At 75.3% G+C, this 18,235-nt stretch carries 9 protein-coding genes and 1 pseudogene; 8 read left to right on the top strand and 2 right to left on the bottom strand.

Going from position 1 to position 18,235, the window contains the following annotated elements; all coding sequences use genetic code 11:
• Nucleotides 1-49: 49 nt before the first annotated feature.
• Nucleotides 50-2,836, top strand: a complete 2,787-nt coding sequence (locus ACFWBD_RS08680; RefSeq protein WP_385664559.1) for a beta-L-arabinofuranosidase domain-containing protein — start codon at nucleotides 50-52, stop codon at nucleotides 2,834-2,836.
• Nucleotides 2,837-2,851: 15 nt separating this feature from the next.
• Here ACFWBD_RS08680 and ACFWBD_RS08675 read toward each other — a convergent pair whose 3' ends face one another.
• Nucleotides 2,852-3,661 (bottom strand): LysR family substrate-binding domain-containing protein, encoded by an 810-nt coding sequence (locus ACFWBD_RS08675; RefSeq protein WP_385664556.1) that lies wholly within the window; start codon nucleotides 3,659-3,661, stop codon nucleotides 2,852-2,854.
• Nucleotides 3,662-3,719: 58 nt separating this feature from the next.
• Between ACFWBD_RS08675 and ACFWBD_RS08670 the strand changes: the two genes are divergently transcribed.
• Nucleotides 3,720-4,106, top strand: a complete 387-nt coding sequence (locus ACFWBD_RS08670; protein WP_385664553.1) for a DUF5997 family protein — start codon at nucleotides 3,720-3,722, stop codon at nucleotides 4,104-4,106.
• A 6-nt stretch (nucleotides 4,107-4,112) separates the two neighbouring features.
• Here the strand turns inward: ACFWBD_RS08670 and ACFWBD_RS08665 are convergent.
• Nucleotides 4,113-4,671 (bottom strand): annotated as a pseudogene (locus ACFWBD_RS08665) (hypothetical protein).
• Between the two features lie 100 nt (nucleotides 4,672-4,771).
• Between ACFWBD_RS08665 and ACFWBD_RS08660 the strand changes: the two are divergent.
• The 6 genes from ACFWBD_RS08660 (at nucleotide 4,772) to ACFWBD_RS08635 (ending at nucleotide 18,180) form a co-directional block, all read left to right on the top strand.
• Nucleotides 4,772-5,161 (top strand): cold-shock protein, encoded by a 390-nt coding sequence (locus ACFWBD_RS08660; protein ID WP_028806173.1) that lies wholly within the window; start codon nucleotides 4,772-4,774, stop codon nucleotides 5,159-5,161.
• Between the two features lie 201 nt (nucleotides 5,162-5,362).
• Complete coding sequence (locus ACFWBD_RS08655; protein WP_385664550.1) at nucleotides 5,363-6,217, top strand: DUF4132 domain-containing protein; 855 nt, start codon at nucleotides 5,363-5,365, stop codon at nucleotides 6,215-6,217.
• A complete protein-coding gene (locus ACFWBD_RS08650) occupies nucleotides 6,214-11,214 on the top strand; it encodes a hypothetical protein (protein ID WP_385664548.1) in 5,001 nt (1,666 codons plus the stop codon). The genes ACFWBD_RS08655 and ACFWBD_RS08650 overlap by 4 nt, the downstream gene beginning before the upstream one ends.
• Nucleotides 11,215-11,249: 35 nt before the next feature.
• Nucleotides 11,250-12,437, top strand: a complete 1,188-nt coding sequence (locus tag ACFWBD_RS08645; protein ID WP_385664683.1) for an AAA family ATPase — start codon at nucleotides 11,250-11,252, stop codon at nucleotides 12,435-12,437.
• Between the two features lie 5 nt (nucleotides 12,438-12,442).
• A complete protein-coding gene (locus ACFWBD_RS08640; RefSeq protein ID WP_385664545.1) occupies nucleotides 12,443-16,423 on the top strand; it encodes a DUF5682 family protein in 3,981 nt (1,326 codons plus the stop codon).
• The gene (locus ACFWBD_RS08635; protein ID WP_385664542.1) at nucleotides 16,420-18,180 is read left to right on the top strand and encodes a hypothetical protein; all 1,761 of its coding nucleotides are present in this window, start codon (nucleotides 16,420-16,422) and stop codon (nucleotides 18,178-18,180) included. Before ACFWBD_RS08640 ends, ACFWBD_RS08635 begins: the two co-directional genes overlap by 4 nt.
• The last annotated feature ends 55 nt before the right edge of the window (nucleotides 18,181-18,235 follow it).

Below are 18,235 nucleotides of genomic sequence, written 5' to 3'. Positions count from 1 at the left end.
GCGATATCGAACGACAGTGTGGGTCACCTGTGGCCCGGAGGAGCAGCACATGGCACCGCCCCTCACCCGACGGATCCTTCTCCAGAGCGCGATGCTGGCGACGGCCGTTCCGGCGATCTCCGCCACGGCGGCCGCGGAGGCCTCGGCGGCCGCCCTCCCGCCCCCGACCGCCTGGTCCCTCCAGCCCTTCGGCCTCGAGGACGTCACGCTCGGCGCCGGTGTCTTCGCCGCCAAGCGGCAGCTGATGCTCGACCACGCCCGCGGCTACGACGTGAACCGGCTGCTCCAGGTCTTCCGCGCCAACGCCGGCCTCTCCACCCTCGGCGCGGTCGCCCCCGGCGGCTGGGAGGGCCTGGACGGGGAGGCCAACGGCAATCTGCGCGGCCACTACACCGGGCACTTCCTGACGATGCTCTCCCAGGCGTACGCGAGCACCGGTGATCAGGTGTTCGCGGACCGGATCCGCACGGCGGTCGGCGCCTTGACGGAGGTGCGCGAGGCCCTGCGGCACGACCCCGTCGCCCTGAGCACCGACGGGAGGTTCGCTACGGCCGTGGAGAACGTCCGCGGCTCCTACCAGTACGTCGATCTGCCCTCCGGCGTCCTCGGCGGCGCCACCGAGGTCACCCTCGCCGCCTGGGTGAAGCCCACCCATGACGCCGCCTGGACCCGGATCCTCGACTTCGGCAACGACACGACCCGGTATCTGTACCTGGCCGCCCGCAACGCGAGCGGGGTGCCCCGGTTCGCCATCACCACCGGCGGGGCGGGCGGCGAGCAGGGACTCGACGGCACGGCCGCGCTCCCCCTGAACCGGTGGAGCCACCTCGCGGTGACCCTCGCCGGAGGCACCGGCACCCTGTACGTCGACGGCACGGCCGTGGCCCGCAACGCCGCCATGTCGCTCACCCCGGCCGCCCTCGGCGCCCTCACCGGCCACTGGCTCGGCCGGTCCCACTACGCCTCCGACGCCGTCTTCGCGGGCGCCTTCGGCGGCTTCGACGTCTGGTCGCGTGCGCTGACCGCCGACGAGGTCGCCGGGCTGCCGAGCGCCCGGGCAACCGGCGACCTCGCCTCGTACGCCTTCGAGGAGACCTCGGGAAGCACGTTCGCGGACGCCTCCGGACGAGGCCTGACCGCCACCCTGCGCCGTACCTGGGGCGGGCCCAGCCATCCCGGGTTCCTCGCGGCCTACCCGGAGACCCAGTTCATCCAGCTGGAGTCGATGACCGGCTCCGACTACACGAAGGTGTGGGCGCCCTACTACACCGCCCACAAGATCCTCCGGGGTCTGCTGGACGCGTACCTGGCCACCGACGACGACCGCGCGCTCGACCTGGCGTCCGGGATGTGCGACTGGATGCACTCCCGGCTGTCGAAGCTGCCCGAGGCGACGCTCCAGCGCATGTGGGGGATCTTCTCAAGCGGGGAGTTCGGCGGCATCGTCGAGGCGATCTGCGATCTGCACGCCCTCTCCGGCAGGGCCGAACACCTCGCGCTGGCCCGGCTGTTCGACCTCGACAAGCTCATCGACGCCTGCGCGGCCGACACCGACACGCTCGACGGGCTGCACGCCAACCAGCACATCCCGATCTTCACCGGGCTGGTGCGGCTGTACGACGCGACGGGCGAGGCGCGCTACCTCACCGCCGCGAAGAACTTCTGGCACATGGTCGTACCGCACCGCATGTACGGCATCGGCGGCACCAGCACGGCCGAGTTCTGGAAGGCGAGGGACGTCGTCGCGGGGACGATCGGCGCGACCACCGCCGAGACGTGCTGCGCGTACAACATGCTGAAGCTGAGCCGGATGCTCTTCTTCCACGAGCAGGACCCGGCCTACATGGACTACTACGAGCGGGCCCTGTACAACCAGGTCCTCGGCTCCAGGCAGGACACCGCGGACGCGGAGAAGCCGCTGGTCACGTACTTCATCGGGCTCACCCCGGGCCATGTGCGCGACTACACCCCCAAGCAGGGCACGACCTGCTGCGAGGGCACCGGCATGGAGAGCGCCACCAAGTACCAGGACTCGGTGTACTTCCGGGCCGCCGACGGCGGCGCGCTGTACGTCAACCTGTACAGCGCGTCCACGCTCACCTGGGCCGAGAAGGGCGTCACCGTCACACAGAGCACCGACTTCCCGCGCGAGCAGGGCAGCACGCTCACCGTCCGGGGACGCCGGACCGCCTTCGCGCTGCGGCTGCGCGTGCCGTCCTGGGCGACGGCCGGCTTCGGGGTGACGGTCAACGGGCGCAGGGTCGACGGGACGCCGACGCCCGGCAGTTACTTCACGGTGGCTCGGACCTGGCGCGACGGGGACGTCGTCCGGGTGACGATGCCGTTCCGGCTGCGGGTCGAGAAGGCGCTCGACGACCCGTCCCTGCAGACCCTGTTCCACGGTCCCGTCAACCTCGTCGCCCGCAACTCCGCGACGACGTACCTGGAGTTCGGCCTCTACCGGAACGCGGCCCTCTCCGGCGACCTGCTGCCCTCCCTCACACCGGTGCGCGGGAAGCCGCTGCACTTCACCCTCGACGGCATGGGGTTCGCCCCGTTCTTCGAGGGCACCGAGGACCCGACCCACGCCTATGTACGACGGGCCGAGCCCAGGATCGTCCTCGGCAACAGCGACTCGGGCGTGGCGAACCCCGCGAAGACGGACGGCACCACCCTGCTCGACGAGGTGTGGGCGGCGGCGCCGTTCCGCGGGAAGCCGGCGCTGGTGGCGCGGGTGCGGACGGTGGTGGACGCCTGGGTGGCCGCCGGGCTGCTCGGCGCGGCCGACGGGGCGAAGGTGGTCAGCACCGCGCGCGCGGCGACCTACGTGCGCTGACGGTGAGCGAGGTCGCTACGACCGGCGGCGGGGCTTGCCGCCGCCGGTACCGCGCCGGCCGCCGCCCTTCGCGGCACCGCCCTTGGCTCCACCGCCCTTGGCTCCACCGCTGCGTCCGCGGGCACCCCCGGCGGTGCCCTTGCCCGCACCGGAGCCCGGCTGCGGCTTAGGGCGCTCGCGCTCGCCCTTGCGCTCCGTCGCCGGAGCCTGCTGGGCACGGCCCCGTGTGCTGTTGACGGTGCGGCCGCGGACGATGCCGATGAAGTCCTCGACCAGCTCGGTGGTCGCGTCCTCGGGCCAGGCGAGGCCGATGTCCGACTGCGGGGCGTCGACGACCGTGCGGTAGGTGAGGTCCTTGCGGTGGTGGAGGCGGGCCAGGGACTGGGGCACGACCAGTACGCCGATGTTCGCCGCGACCAGCTCGATCGCGTCCTCGGTGGTCGCCGGGCGCTCGAAGGCGGCCTCGCCGGGCAGCCGCTCCCAGCCGAGCACGTCGTCCAGCGGGTGCAGGACCACCTCGTCGGCGAGGTCGGCCACCGTGACCTCCTCGGCCGCGGTGATCAGATGGTCCCTGGGGACCACGACGACGGTGGTCTCCGTGTACAGAGGGATCGCGCTGAAGACCGTACGGTCGACCGGAAGCCGCACGAAGGCGGCGTCCGCGGCGCCCTCGCGCAAGACCTCGGAGGCCTCGGCGGGGGTCGCCTGGAGGAGGGTGAGGGGGGTGTCGGGCAGGCGCTCCGCCCAGATCCGCACCCATTTGGCGGGCGTCACTCCGGGGACGTACGCGAGCCGGAACGAGGAGGAGTCCGCCGAGTCGGTCATCCCGCCAGGCTACCGGCTGTGGTCGGAGGTCTCCGCCGCGGCCGATACCCTGGACTGTATGAAGTCCCAGCAGAGCACCCAGACGATGAAGCCCGCCACCGCGGCGAAGAAGCTGGGTGTGCACCTCCCCGCCACGCCCGCCGAGTTCCAGGAGGGCGTCGTCTCGCGCGCCGAGCTGACCGAACTCCAGGCGAACCCGCCCGAGTGGCTGCTCAAGCTGCGCGAGACCGGCCCGCACCCCCGTCCGGTGGTCGCGGCCAAGCTCGGCGTCTCCATCGCGGGCCTGTCCCGCGGCGGGGTGACCGAGGCGCTCACCACCGAGCAGATCGAGGCCGTCAAGGACGCCAGGCCCGAGTGGCTGGAGAAGGAGCGCGCCACGCAGGCCGAGGTCCGCAAGGAGACCGTCCGCATCAAGAAGCGCAACGCGGAGCGAGCCGAGTCCTGACCCCGGTCAGCGGCGCGGCACGAGGACGCTGAGGGCGTCGGCGCGGACGACGGCGGCGACCGCCGACCGGTCGACGAGGCCGAAGCCCTGCCCCGGCCCGAACCGGCCGACCAGCGCGGCGAGCACCGGGTTGACGCTCGTGAACGGGCCGAACGCAGCGGCGGGCACATGCCGCAGAGTGAACAGATCGGCGAGGTAGGACACCGCGGAGGAGAGGACCCCGGCGGCCACGGCGTAGCCGCCGGACCGGACGGTCGGCGGGTGGCGCAGGACCAGGACGACGCCGACCGGCAGGCACAGCACGGCGGAGACGGTCGCGGCGGCCGGCGCGATGGTCGGCGGCCCGAGGAACTCCGGGGCCACCGCGAGACCGAGACCGATGCGGTCGATGGCCGTGCAGAGCGACAGGTTCATCGTCCCGAAGACCACCGCCGGCAGCAGGACCGGGCCCCACTGCCGCCGGGTGCGGGACCGCAGCCGGGGACGGCCGGGGACGGCCCACGGCCGGCAGGACGAGCACGGCGACGTACTGGCGTACCACGGCGACCCCTGTGAGACCGAGCACGGGGAACGCTGAATCCTTGGAGTCGCCCGGGGCCCGTCGCCTTGACTACGATCTGGGCAGGTTCACCGACGTGGGTGTTTCGAGGTTGCTGGGGGTTGGGATGGTTGCTGGTCGTGTGGTGCGCTTCGACAGTCAGCGGGGCTACGGCTTCATCGCGCCCGACGACGGCGGGGAGGACGTCTTCCTGCACGTCAACGACATGCTGATGCCCGAGTCGCAGGTGCGCCGGGGCATCGTGGTGGAGTTCGAGATCGAGGACGGCGAGCGCGGTCCGAAGGCGTCCGACGTCCGGCTCGCGCGGGGTGCGGACGGCAAGCCGCTGGCTGCCGACGACGACGTCCTGTGCGACGTGCTGAGCACCGAGGAGTTCACCCGGGACGTCACCGAGGCGCTGCTCACGGCGGCGCCCTCGCTCACCGGTGAGCAGATCGTCCAGGTGCGGGCCGGCCTGGCGCAGTTCGCGAAGAACCACGGCTGGGTCGAGGGCTGACGCCCCTGGCCTGCCGAGGGCGTGGAGGTCCCGGGCGAGGGCGCGCGAGGTCCCGGGCGAGGCCCGCTACAGGGCGCTGACCAGGGGTCTCGTCCTGCCGGGCCCCGGGGTGCCGCCCGCCCCGTCGTCTTCCGGATCCCGTTGTCAGTGGCCTGTTCTACAGTTCCCGTCACTTGATCACTGCGGGTGCGGGAGGCACACATGGGGTGGGTGTCGGCCGGCGACTACGAAGTCGCCCTCGATGACGGCAAGGTGGTGTGCCGCAACGCGGCCGGGCGGCGGTTGAAGTCCGTGCCGCCCAAGATCGCCGACGAGCCGGCGGTGGTGGGCCTGCGTCAGCTCACCGAGTGGCTGGAGCGGCACGAACGCCAGTGCCTGGCCGACGTGGAGCGGTGGATGGTGCGCTCGCTGCCGGTGCCGTTCGCCGTCGTCGCCCAGGTGTGGCCCGACCCCGCCTGGCAGGCCGCCCTGCGCGACCTCGTCGTCACCGGGGCCGACGGCGAGGTGGCCGGGTTCCTGCGGGACGCCGACCCCGAGCGCGGACTCGGTCTGGTCGATCTCGACGGCGACACCGTCCGCATCACCCCCGACCTGGTCCGCCTCCCGCACCCCGTGCTCCTCGACGACCTGGAGGAGCTGCGGGAGTTCGCCGTCGAACTCGGCGTCGAGCAGCGCGCGCAGCAGCTGTTCCGCGAGGTGTGGCGGCGTCCCTCGACGCTCGACGAGGAGGGCACCGCGGTCGAGGAGTACGCGGGCGGCGTGTTCAAGGAACAGCGGTTCCTGCACGGCCGGGTGACCCAGCTCGGCTACCGCGTGCGCGGCGGCCACGCCGTCACCTCCGTCCTCGAGGAGAACCGCGCCGTCGAGGCCCGGGTGTGGGTCGGCGACTACGAGGGCTACGAGCAGGCGGAGACCGGTCCCCTGGTGTTCACCGACACCGCCGGCCGGGTGCTGAAGCTCGGTCTGATCGGGCCGGTGGCCTGGTCCGAGGGGATGCGCATGGCGGCCGCGCTGTACGCCGGGCGGGACATCGAGGACGAGGAGCGGGCGGCATGACGACCTACGACGAGACCACCGCGGGCGCGCTGCTCGACGCGGGCGCCGTGCTGCCCCCGGGAAGCACCAGCCGCGAGGACGCAGACACGCTCACCGTCCGCAGGTACTCCCACCCCGCGCTGGACGACCGGCAGATCGTGCGGCTCGTGCCGGGCACCCTGGGCGAGGCCGAGGACCTGGCGCTGGACTTCCTCGGGCTGGCCCGGGACCCGGAGACGCCCGAGGTCGGTCAGGTGCGCCGGGAGACGCTCGGTTTCCCCGCCTGGGCGCTGGTCAACGACCCGGCGAACGGCCACCACGCGCTGGCACTCGTCAAGGACGTCGAGCGGCTCGCGCGGCAGGCCAAGTCCCGCCCCGGCAACGCCAAGGACGGCTTCGAGGCGCTCGGCACCCGGCTGGGCCGGGCGGTGCCGCACTTCCTGCCCACCTTCTACGAGCAGGCCGCCCGCGTCTTCCTCCAGCACGAGAACACGACGTACGCCTCCGCCTTCTTCGGCAAGGCCCGGGAGGCCGAGCGGGTGCACGCGCTGAAGGTCGACGAGGAGCGGCAGCGGGCCGTGTTCCTGGAGTTCGCGTTCGCCGGTGCGCTGACGGTCAAGGCGCTCAAGGAGCATGTCAAGGCCCTCGCGGCGCGGCTCCACGCGGCCGAGGCCTGGGCGCAGTTCCGGCAGTTGACCGTGGAGCGCTGCGCGGCCGGGATGCCGCCGTACGCCTCCCTGCCGCAGGACGCGCGCGGGCTGATCAAGGCCGCCGGTCTCGACCGGATCACCGAGGAGTGCGGCCTGGTCGCCGACCTGCTGTCCTCGCCCGCCGCGGTCCGGGCCCCCGCGTCCTTCTGGAACGCCTACCGGGGGACGCTCGCCGTCCTCGCCGAGCGTCGGCCGCAGGTGCGGGCGCGACTGCTGGAGATCATGCCGGCCGGCCTGGGGCGTTCCGTCGAGGACGACGAGTTCTGGCTGGCGCTGCTCGCGGAGTGCGGGGCGGATCTGCTCCTCACCGGTGAGACGGCGTCCGACGTGGACCCGGCGGACTGGCTCGGCCGGTGGGCCCTGCACCGCAAGCACGGCGGCAATGTCAGCGGCCGTTCCCCGGCCACCCTCGCCCTCGTGGAGCGAATGGGGCCCCGGCTGCGTGACCTGGGCCGTCCCGTCGATCTGTGCTCGGGCCGCTGGCACGCCGGCGCCGACCTCGACCTGCTCGACCTGTGCGCGGCCCAGGGCGTGCCGCTCACGCTGCCCGGCCGCGACCAGGTCGTGTACCTCTCCGTCGACCGCTGGTTGCGCGAGCCGCTGCCCGGCCGGCGCGACCTGACCGCGACCGCGGCGGACCCCCGCCTGCGCCGCCTGCTGTACGCCGACATCGGCACCCTCAGCGGGCTTCGCCCCGCGCCCGAGGTGCTGGAGAAACTGGCCGCCCACCCCGTGCTCAGCGAGGTGCTGCGCGAGTGGCTGGACGAAGCGGCCGGGGAACTCGCCTCGGCGGTCGGCCTGCCCGCCGCGCGGGCGGCGCTGGAACGGCTCCGCCCCTTCCGTGCGATCGCCGCCCGGGTCAGCCCGGCCGCCGTCGCCGTGGTCCGCGCGCACACGGTCGCGCCGCTGCTCGGGCACACGCTGCGGGCCGGCCTGCTGGACGAGCTGGGCTGGCCCGCGCTGGACGAGGCGCTGCGCCGGCTGGACGCCGAGACCAAGCGCGACCACGACGACACGCTCGGCGTCAGCGAGGCCTGGCCCGCGCTGATCCTCGCCCGCGCGCACAAGGTGATCGTCGTCGGCCCCGAGGAGATCCTGCTCGAGCACGACCTTCGGCTGCCCGTGACACTGGACCGCTGGCAGCGCCCGAGCTACCGCTACACGGACGGCGAACTGCTCGTCATGTGGCGGCAGGACGGCAAGCAGTTCGGCTACTGGTCGGCCCGCCCCGCCGACGTCTTCCCCCTCGGCGGTGAGCAGCTTCCGCACTGGTACGGCGGCAACGACGCGGGCGAACCCTCGATCCCGGTCCCCGGCGGAGGTCGCGCCACCGGTGGACGCACGCTGCACGCCGGTGACACCGTCGTGCCGCCGAGCCGCCGCATCCTCGGCGACGGCACCTCCTTCTGGCGCCAGGGCAGGCAGGGCCGGCAGCAGGTGTGGCTCGAGTACGACCCGGCCACCGGCGCCCACGGGCGTGCCTCGCTGCCCGCGTTCCTGTCGTCCGGTATCCGGGAGGACGCGAGCCTGCTCCAGCAGCACTGCGAGGTGCTGCCGCTCCAACCAGGCCTGGAGCGGAGCCCGTTCGGCACGGACGGCACCGTGCTCGGCCGCTGGGTGCGCACCGAGGGCGAGGGCGCGGAGGCCCGCACCGTCGCCGGTACCCCGGACGGCCGCACCGTCACCCTGCCGTGGGCCGACGGGCGGGCGCCCGGCGTCCTGCTCGGCGCGCTGCGGCTGCCGGGCGGGGCCGCGCCCGTGGCCGTCGCTCTGCACCGGCAGATCGCCCTCTACGCGGGCGACGACCCGTCCGCCGCCGGGGAGCTGGGCCGGGTGACACCGATGGAGCCCGGCGGCGAGTTCGCCGCCGGCACCCGGTTCGTGCCGCCGGCCGACTTCTGGCACGCCCTTCGCCCGCGCGACGAGGGCGCGTCGGCGGTGCTGCGTACCCTGACCGACGAGCAGTCGGCCGGGCTACTGCGGGCCGCCAAGGAGGAGTTGACGCAACGGCAGGCGAAGCTGGCGGCGGCCAAGGTGGTCGACGGGACCTCGGAGAGCGCTGCCCTCGTGCCGCCCGCGGACGAGGTCGTCCAGGAGGTCGTGTCCCGCGCCCTGCCCTCGCTCGGCGGCGGGAGTCTCGTCACGGGTGTCGCCGCCCTGGTGCGCGCGGGGCTGCGGCTCGCGGAGTCGACCGCCGCGTTCGTGGCGCCGCCGGTCGAGCGGCCGAAGGCGGAGCGCCTGCGGGTCGACGGCATGTTCGCCGACCTCAAGCCCGAACACGGCGACGACGCGACGCTGCGCGAGGCCACCACGGGGCTCACCGAGGTGCACGGATGGTGGGGCGGCGAGGTCCGCTGGAGCACGCTGCGGCAGGTCCGCGCCGTGAACCACGTGCTGTCCGGGAAGCCGGCCGACGGCAAGGCCCTGGCCGGGGCCTCCCGGTCCACCGGCGCCGTCGAGGGATGGCGCAGCGACGAGTTCACCCTGCCGGGCATCGGGCTGGTGTGGACGCCGGTGCTCGACATGCTGCGCCCGCTCGCGTACCGCGCCGCCTCCGCCACGGTGACCGAGGCGCACCGCGAGGCGCTGCTGCTGCTGTTCGAGGCGATCGCGGACGGTCCGCTGGCCGCTCCCGGGGCCGCTCTGCGCGAGGTCGTGCTGAGCGAGCCGCACGAGAAGCAGGAGCGCGTCGGTCAGGTGCTGCGCCGGGACGGCCGAACCGTCGTCGTCCTCGGCTGCCAGAACCTCGACCGGCAGTCGGGGCGGGTGCACTGGCTCGCCCTGGACCACGATCCGGCCGGCGTCTTCGGCGCGATCGCCCACTTCACGCTGGAGCGCGAGACCGCGCGCCCGGCGCTGTTCCCCACCGACGCGCTGAGCGCCGTCACCGCGCTCGTCCGGGACAAGGGCCCTGCGCCCTGGCAGCCGGAGGCGCCCGCCGCCCTCGCCGCCGCGACCCGCGGGGGACTGGGGCCGATGCAGGCGGCCCTCCTGCTGGCCGGCCGGCCGAAGCAGCTCACCGCCGAGGTGATCGCCGCGACGGGGCTGAAGCCACGTCAGAAGGAGCTGGCCGACGCCCTGCTGTCGTCGGTCGGCAGCGGCGACCGGGCGGCCCTCGTCGGCGCCCTGCTGCCCGGGAACCCCGGTGACCTGTGGACGGCCGGGCCGGACACGGAGGCGGCGGGCCGGGTGTGGGCCGAGCGGCTCGGCGAGGTCGTCCGGCTGCCCGAGGACCTCGCCGGGGAACTCTCCCTGGGCGGCCTGCCCGCCGGCTCCGCCGAGGAGGTCCTCAACCCGGGGCTGACCCCCTGGATCAGCCGCACCACCGTCCAACGGCCGGACAAGGGCGGCAGCCTGGTCGCGGAGGACCCGGCGGCGCTGCCCGGCCGGCACAACCTGACGGGTGCCGTGACCGCGCTGGCCGGACTCGCCTACTCCCTGCCGTACGGGCACCCGCTGCGGGCCGTCCTGCCGGAGAGCCTCGCCGCGCTGCGCCGCCGCGTCGCCGACCGGGGCCTGTTGCTCGACCTGGACGTCGCGTGGACGGAGAAGGGCTCCTCGTCCGCCGTCGAACTGCGCAAGGCGTACGGGCTGCCCGCCACCGGGGGCGCCGACGCCCACGGTATGACACCCGTGGGCGAGGCGCTGGTGCTGCGCCCCTGGTACGGCGACCAGGAGACCGTCCTGGTCCGGGCGGGCGCGCTCGACGCTCCCGACGACCCCGTGTTCGGGCTCGTCGAGGGGCTGGTCGGGCCGGGACGGGGCGAGGGCATGCGGGCCCTGCGGACCCTTCTCGACGACGAACTGGCCCGCGCGGTCGCGGTCGGGGGCGATCCCGAGGGACCCTCCGGACACGCCCAGGACCCGACCTTCAGCGTGCCCGGCCTGGTCACCGAGGTCGCCGAACGGCACGGCCTCGGCGAGGACGCGGCGGCGCTCTATCTCCAGCTGCTGGCCCTCCCGGACCCCACGGACCGCAACTGCGCCCGCTGGACCGGCTGGAAGCCCGCCCGGATGAAGAAGGCCCGCGCCGAACTCGCGGCGAGCGAGCTGGTCGTCGAGGCCAAGCGGGCGCGCGCCGGACGCACCCTGTTCCTGCCGTGCGGCTGGCTGGACCTCACGTCGCCCGCGCTGCCGGTGGAGATCTGGAAGGAGGGCCTCTATCCGGTCCGCGCCTACGGGCGCGTGCTGCCGCTGATGCCCGTGCCCGAACTGTTCACGCGCGCGTGGGACCGCGTCCGCTCCGGCGACGCCCCGGCCTACGAGCAGCTCACCACCCGCGCCACCCGCAAGGGCCGCCGCCGATGACCACCGTCCCGCCCCACCTGGAAGAACGCGCGCCGATGACCACCACCGCCCTGTCCTCCGACTCCGACTCCGCCGCCCCCGTCCGCCAGATCGTCCCGCCCGAGGACCGGTACGCCGCCGAGCTGGCCTTCCTCGCCGCGTACGACGACGGGCCGCGCCCGCCCGCCTGGCGGCTCACCCCGCGTGCCGTCGTCACGTTCGTCATGGGCAGCGACGGCCGCGCCCTGAAACTGCCCGAGGAAGCCGGGACGCCGGACGGGGTGCCGCGCCGGCTGGTCGTGGAGGGCAAGTTCGTCGGCGACCGGGCGCTGGTGGAGCGGTGCGTGGTCACGCTCGCCGGCGAGCGCGGGCTGCTGCTCGTCGGCGAGCCCGGTACCGCCAAGTCGATGCTGTCCGAGCTGCTGTCCACCGCCGTGTGCGGCACCAGCGGGCTGGTCGTGCAGGGCACCGCGGGCACGACGGAGGACCAGCTCAAGTACGGCTGGAACTACGCCCTGTTGCTGGCGCAGGGGCCGAGCCGACAGGCACTGGTGCCCTCCCCGGTGCTGACCGCCATGTCGCGGGGCGCCATCGCCCGGGTCGAGGAGGTCACGCGCTGTCTGCCCGAGGTACAGGACGCGCTGGTCTCGCTGCTGTCGGAGCGGCGCATCGCCGTGCCCGAACTGGCAGGCTCTGACGACGCGTTGGCGCATGCCGCGCCCGGCTTCAACCTCATCGCCACGGCCAACCTGCGGGACAGGGGCGTCTCGGAGATGTCCGCGGCCCTCAAGCGCCGCTTCAACTTCGAGACGGTCGGGCCGATTCCGGACCTCGACGCGGAGACCGCCCTGGTGCGCAGCCAGGCACGGGCCTCGGTGGAGCGGGCCGGCGCGCCCTTCCAGGTCGACGACGCCGTGCTGGAGGCGCTGGTCACCGCCTTCCGTGATCTGCGTGAGGGCCGGTCGGCGGAGGGCTGGGAGGTGGAGCGGCCGTCCACGGTGATGAGCACCGCGGAGGCCGTGTCCGTCGCGGGCGCGCTGGCGCTAGCGGCGGCGTACTTCCCGGGCGACCGTGATGTGCTCGGGCTGCTGCCGGGCCATCTGCTGGGTGTGGTCCGCAAGGACGACCCGGCCGACGCGGCCCGGCTGCGCGGCTACTGGGACGGGCCCGTCCGGCGTCGCGCCGAGCAGGGTTCCGCCACCTGGCGCACCCTGTGGGACCTGCGCACGGTCCTGGAGGGCTGACGGCCGTGTCCCCACACCCCACCACCGCGCCGGACTCCCCGGACTCCCCGGACTCCCCGGAGGCGGCGCTCGCCGCCCTCACGGACCCGGCCGCGCCCTATCTCATCGGCGTACGGCACCACGCGCCCTCGCTGGCCGCGGCCGTGCCCGCGCTGCTGGACGAGGCGAGGCCCGACGTGCTGCTCGTCGAGCTGCCGGCCGAGATGCAGGAGTGGCTGCCCTGGCTCGGGCACGAGGAGACCCGTGCCCCGGTCGCGCTGGCCGCCGCGCCCGGTGACGGCGGCGGGGGCGGCGGGGGTCCGGCGTTCTATCCGTTCGCCGACTTCTCGCCCGAGCTGGCCGCCGTGCGCTGGGCCGCCCGGCACGGAATCCCGGTGCTCGCCTGCGACCTGCCCCTCGCGGACCGGGCGTGGGGCGAGGGGCGCGAGGGCACCGCGCGGGAAACGGCGCCCGGACTCGCCGGCGCGCTGCGGGCCCGGCTCACGGGCCGTCCCGGGGACGACCTGTGGGACCGGCTCGTCGAGGCCACCGCCCCGGGTTCGCCGCCCGAGGCGCTGCGCCGGGCGGCCCTGCTGACGGGGTGGGCGCTGCGCGCGGACGCGGCCGCCTCCGGCGGGGTGCCGGAGCTGGACCTGCGGCGTGAGCGGTGGATGCGGTCCCGGATCACCGAGGCCACCGCGCGGGGCGAGCGTGCCGCCGTGCTCGTCGGCGCCTTCCACGCGCCTGCGCTGACCGGCTCGGCTCTCGCCGGACGAGACGACGGCTCCGCTCCGGCCGCCGTCGGCGAGCAAGGCGAAGGCGCTGCCCGGGGTGTCGGCAAGCGTGCCGGAGCCGCCGCCCCGGCCACCGGCAGGCGGGGCGGTGGCTCCGTCCCGGCTGACGGCGGGAAGGGCGACAACGGCGTCCCGGCCACCGGCGAGCGTGCCGGAGCCACGGCAGCCCCGGCCGACAGCGAGCAGGGCGACAACGGCGCGCCCGCCGGCGGCGAACATGCCAGAGCCACGGCAGCCCCGGCCGACAGCGAGCAGGGCGACAACGGCGTCCCGGCCGATAGCGGCGTCCCGGCCAGCGGCGAGCGTGCCGGAGCGACCGTCCCGGCCGCCGACAGGCGGGGCGCAGATGGCGTCCCGGGTGTCGGTGGGCCGGATGTCGGTAGGCCGGATGTCGGTAGGCCGGGTGTCGGTGGGCCGGGCGCGGGGGGCGCGGGACGTCGGGTGGGGTGGATCACCTCGCTGATTCCGTATGCCTATGCCCTGCTGGACGAGCGGTCCGGTTATCCGGCCGGTATCCGGGATCCGGAGTGGCAGGACATGGTGCTGCGGGCCGCGGGCGATCCGGCGGCGCTGGAGGAGGCGCTGACGGGGGCGGCCGTGCGGGTGTGTGCGGCGTTGCGGGACCTCGGGCATCCGTCCGGGCCGGCCGACGCGCGCGAGATCATCCGGCTGGCCTCGGATCTGGCCCGGCTGCGAGGGCTGCCCGCGGCAGGCCGGGGCGAGTTGGTCGAGGCGGTGCAGACGGTCCTCGCACAGGGTGAGCCGTACGGGCGGGGCCGGGCCGTGGCGCGGGCGATGGAGCGGGTGCTGGTCGGCACGCGCACCGGCCGGCCGGCGCCGGACGCGCCGCGCAGCGGTCTCGTCCCGGCGGTCGAGGCCGAGGTGGCGGGGCTCGGCCTGCCGGGGCCGGAGAACGCCTCCGGCCCGGCGCGGGATCTGCGGCTCGATCCGCTGCGGTCGGACCTCGACCGGCGCCGTGAGCTGCTGCTGCGCCGGCTGACGGTGTGCGGTGTGCCGTACGGCGAGGCGCGGGAGGTCGTCGGCGCGGGTGGAGCCGAGGCCCTCACCTCTCGCTGGGAGGTGCGGTGGACGCCGGCGACGGCGGCCATGCTGACGGCGGCCGGCGTGCGCGGGGTCACCGCGGCGCAGGCCGCCGAGGGTGTGCTTCGGGAACGCCGGCGCGGGGAGCGGGACGCGGGCGGCCCGACGGCCGTGCAGGTGCTCCAGGGACTCGCGGAAGCCGCGGAGTGCGGCCTGCCGACGCTGGCGGACGAACGGCTCGACGATGTCGCCGAGGTGCTGCCCCTGGCCGGTACGCTGCCCGAACTCCTGGCAGGGCTGGCCCTGTCGGACCGGCTGCGGGCCGGTCATGTGCCGGGGCTCGGCGCCGACGGGGACCGTACGGCGCGGGCGGCCGCCGTGGCCGAACTGCTCACCGCGGCCGCGGTGCGGCAGGTGGACGGACTGACCGGGTCCGAGGACCCGGCCGACGCCCATGCCCTGATCGAACTCGCTTACCGGGCGGACCTGTTGGGCGGTATCCGGCTCACCGACGCCCTCGCCCGGCTGGCCGCCGGCGGCTCCCCGCTGATGCGCGGTGCCGCCGGAGCGGTCCGGGTGCTGCTCGGACAGGAGAGCGCCCAGGCTTTCGGCGACCGGGTCGCGTCCTGGGTGGACGGCGCCGTCGACGCCGACTCGCGGTCGGCTCTGACGGCCCGGCTGAGCGGGCTGCTGGCCGCCGCCGGTCCGCTGCTGGAAGCGGCGGCGCCCGCGCTGGAGCCGCTGCTGGGCCGGGTGTCGGAGCTGCCCGACCGGGAGTTCCTCGACCGGTTGCCCGCACTGCGGGGCGGCTTCGAGACCCTGAGTCCCGCGGCCCGCGACCGTCTCCTCTCGGCCGTCGAGGAACGTCTCGACACGGGGCGCGTCGCCGACACGGACGGGCTGGACCCGGCCGCGCTCGCCGCCTGGGCCGGGGCGGACCTCGCGGCCCGGGCCGCCCTGCGGTCACTGGGACTGCTGCCCGCCCCGGGCGGCGACGGACAGACGCCCACCGCGGGGACCGCCGCCGACGAGTCGGCGCCTCCCGGGGCGGACCGTCTCGACCGGCGGCTCGCCCCCGCCGACCGGTGGCGGCTCCTCCTGGGCCGTCGCAGCGATCAACTCCCTTCTTCGGCACGTGCGTTGGCGACGGCTCTGGACGAGCTGTACGGCAGCGGGCGCGGCGAGGGCAGCCGCGGGGATCTGACGGGGCCGGGGGCCGGCGGTGGCCGGGACGTGCCGTATCCCGGGGTGCGGGAGTGGTCGCAGGAGCTGGCCGCGCTGTTCGGGCCGGGCATCCGGGAGGAGGTGCTGGCGGCGGCCGCCGCGTCGGGCCGCAGGGACGTGCTCTCTGAGCTGGACGCGGACAGTGTGCGCCCGTCGGTCGATCTGCTGCGTACCGTGCTGCGGCACGCGGGCGGGCTGCCCGAGGCCCGGCTGGCGGCGCTGCGTCCGCTGGTACGGCGGCTGGTCGAGGCGCTGACCCGGCAGCTGGCCACCCGGCTGCGCCCCGCGCTGCACGGCACGGCGCTGCCGCGCCCCAGCCGGCGTCCGGGCGGCGGCCTCGACCTCCCGCGTACGCTGCGCGCCAACCTGGCGACCGCGCGGCGCGGCCCGGACGGCACGGTCCGGGTCATCCCCGAGCGCCCGGTGTTCCGCACCCGGGCGCGGCGGGCCGCCGACTGGCGGCTGATCCTGGTCACGGACGTGTCGGGGTCCATGGAGGCGTCCACGGTGTGGGCCGCGCTGACGGCGTCGGTGCTGGCCGGGGTACCGACGCTGTCGACGCACTTCCTGGCCTTCTCCACCGAGGTCATGGACCTCACCGGCCATGTCGAGGACCCGTTGTCGCTGCTGCTGGAGGTCAGCGTGGGCGGCGGCACGCACATCGCGGCGGGGCTGCGGCACGCCCGCGAGCTGGTCACCGTGCCGTCGCGGACGCTGGTCGTGGTCGTCAGCGACTTCGAGGAGGGCTATCCGCTCGGCGGGCTGCTCGCGGAGGTGCGTGCGCTGGTCGGTGCGGGCTGCCACGTGCTGGGCTGCGCGAGCCTCGACGACACGGGCCGGCCGCGCTACTCCACGGGCGTCGCGGGGCAGCTCGTCGCCGCGGGCATGCCCGTCGCCGCTCTCAGTCCGCTCGAACTCGCCCGCTGGGTAGGGGAGAAGATCGCATGAGCCAGGACCTGTTGCCGCCGGTCGCGCCGTCCGTCACCGCCGAACTCGTAGAGGCGCTGTCGCCCCGGCTGCGCAAGCGGCTGGACGCGGGCATCGCCAAGCTGACGGCGCGTCCGGCCGTCCGCGAGGGCGACACCGTGCGGGTTGCCGTCGACGACGACACCGACCTCGAACTGCACGCGCCCGGGGGCGCGGTGACCAGCGCGGACGCGATCCGCTGCGGTTGCCTGCTCGCCCCCGGCTGTCTGCACCGCGCGGCGGCGGCCTCGGCCGCGCCGGTGGCCGAGGACACTCCCGACAGCACGCCCGACAGCCCGCCCGCGCAGCCGGAAGGCGAAGGCACATCGCAGCCCTCGCCCGCCGAGACCACCGAGACCGCCGACCCGGCCCAACTCGCCGCCGCGCGGGCCGTGTACGACGCGGCGGCCGCCGTGCTCGAAGCCGGTGCGGACGGATCCGGTGCCGTGCTCCAGGCGGAGCTTCTGCGCGCCGCGCACACCGCGCGGCTCGCGGGGCTCCCCCGGGTCGCCGCCGCCGCGGTCTCCGTGGTGAACGGGGTACGCGCGGCCCGTTCCGCCCACCCCGCCCACCGGCTGCCCGACCTGGTCGAGGCGCTGCGCACCGTCCTCGGCATGGCGCACCGTCTGCCGTGCGCGACCGGCCCGGACCTGGCCGAACTGCGCGGCGGCGTCCGCCGGCCCTATACCCCGGACGGCTCGCTGCGGCTGTACGGGCTGTTCTCGGAACCCGTCCTGACGACGACCGGGTACGCGGGCGCCGTCACCTGGACCGCCGACGCCGGGGGCCGCCTCTACACGGTCTCCGACGTGGCTCCGGGCGGCCCCGGCCGGGCGACCGGCGCCGCCGACCGGGCCGTACGGATCGGCGACACCGCGCTGACCCACCGTGAGCTGTCGCGCGCGGGCCTCGCGGTCTCCGGTGCGACGGTGTCCCCGACAGGCCGGCTCGGCGCCGGGGCCGCGGTGCGGGCGGTGCGCGCCTCCGGTGCCGCCTGGAGCGCCGAACCGCTCGACCGGCTGTGGGCGGTGCCGGTCGCCGCCCAGGTCGCGCGCGCCCTGGGCGGCGGGCACGGCCTGCTCTTCCTCGACGTCACCCTGGCGGGCACGGTCCGGGAGGCGACGGGCGACCGTCTGCTGGCCGACTGCGAAGGCCGCACGGTGCGGCTCGCCGTGGCCCACGACGATCCCGCGCTCCCCTACCGCGACAACCTCCGCCTTCTGGCCGCCGCCCGGGGCAGTCGGCTGCGGGTCGTCGCGCGTCTCTCGCCGGGGCCGCTCCCGCGCGCCCTGCTGCTCGCCGCCGAGCACCCGGCCCGGGCCGGCGATCGGGTGGATCTGGGCCTGGACCGTCTCCAGCACGCGGACCTGCCCACGTCGACGGCCGCGCCCGCCGCCCCCGCTCCCCCGCGGGACGAGGCACCGTTGCACCTCCTGCGCCGCCGCGTGCACCAGGCCGTGTCCGGGGGCCGCCGGGTGCTGGGCTTCCCGGACAGCGGGGCGGGCGACGGCGGGCGGCTGCGTCGCGTCGGTCTCGCCACCGCGGGCGATCTGCTCGGCGAGCTCCGGGCCGCCGCCGCGGACCGCTCACGCGACGCCTTCGGCCGGCTGCTCCCGGCGGACACGGGCCGTTTCGCCGGTGCCTGGCTGGCCGCGGCCGTCTACACCGGCGAGGTCGAGCGCGCGCTGTGCGCGGCGGCCTGGGGGGCGGACGCGGAGGTGATGGCGGCTTCCCGCTGAACCCTGCGCCTTTAGGACAGCATCTGACCTCTATCGCTCCTAACGTGGTACTCGA

It is taken from the genome of Streptomyces sp. NPDC060002, from assembly GCF_042737245.1.
GTDB lineage: Bacteria > Actinomycetota > Actinomycetes > Streptomycetales > Streptomycetaceae > Streptomyces.
This window is presented reverse-complemented; position numbering and strand designations above follow the sequence as displayed.

Coding starts and splice junctions, on each gene's coding strand:
- ACFWBD_RS08655 (WP_385664550.1), top strand. CDS start 5,363: ATGGGGTGGGTGTCGGCCGGCGACTACGAAGTCGCCCTCGATGACGGC.
- ACFWBD_RS08645 (WP_385664683.1), top strand. CDS start 11,250: ATGACCACCACCGCCCTGTCCTCCGACTCCGACTCCGCCGCCCCCGTC.
- ACFWBD_RS08660 (WP_028806173.1), top strand. CDS start 4,772: ATGGTTGCTGGTCGTGTGGTGCGCTTCGACAGTCAGCGGGGCTACGGC.
- ACFWBD_RS08680 (WP_385664559.1), top strand. CDS start 50: ATGGCACCGCCCCTCACCCGACGGATCCTTCTCCAGAGCGCGATGCTG.
- ACFWBD_RS08635 (WP_385664542.1), top strand. CDS start 16,420: ATGAGCCAGGACCTGTTGCCGCCGGTCGCGCCGTCCGTCACCGCCGAA.
- ACFWBD_RS08675 (WP_385664556.1), bottom strand. CDS start 3,661: ATGACCGACTCGGCGGACTCCTCCTCGTTCCGGCTCGCGTACGTCCCC.
- ACFWBD_RS08670 (WP_385664553.1), top strand. CDS start 3,720: ATGAAGTCCCAGCAGAGCACCCAGACGATGAAGCCCGCCACCGCGGCG.
- ACFWBD_RS08650 (WP_385664548.1), top strand. CDS start 6,214: ATGACGACCTACGACGAGACCACCGCGGGCGCGCTGCTCGACGCGGGC.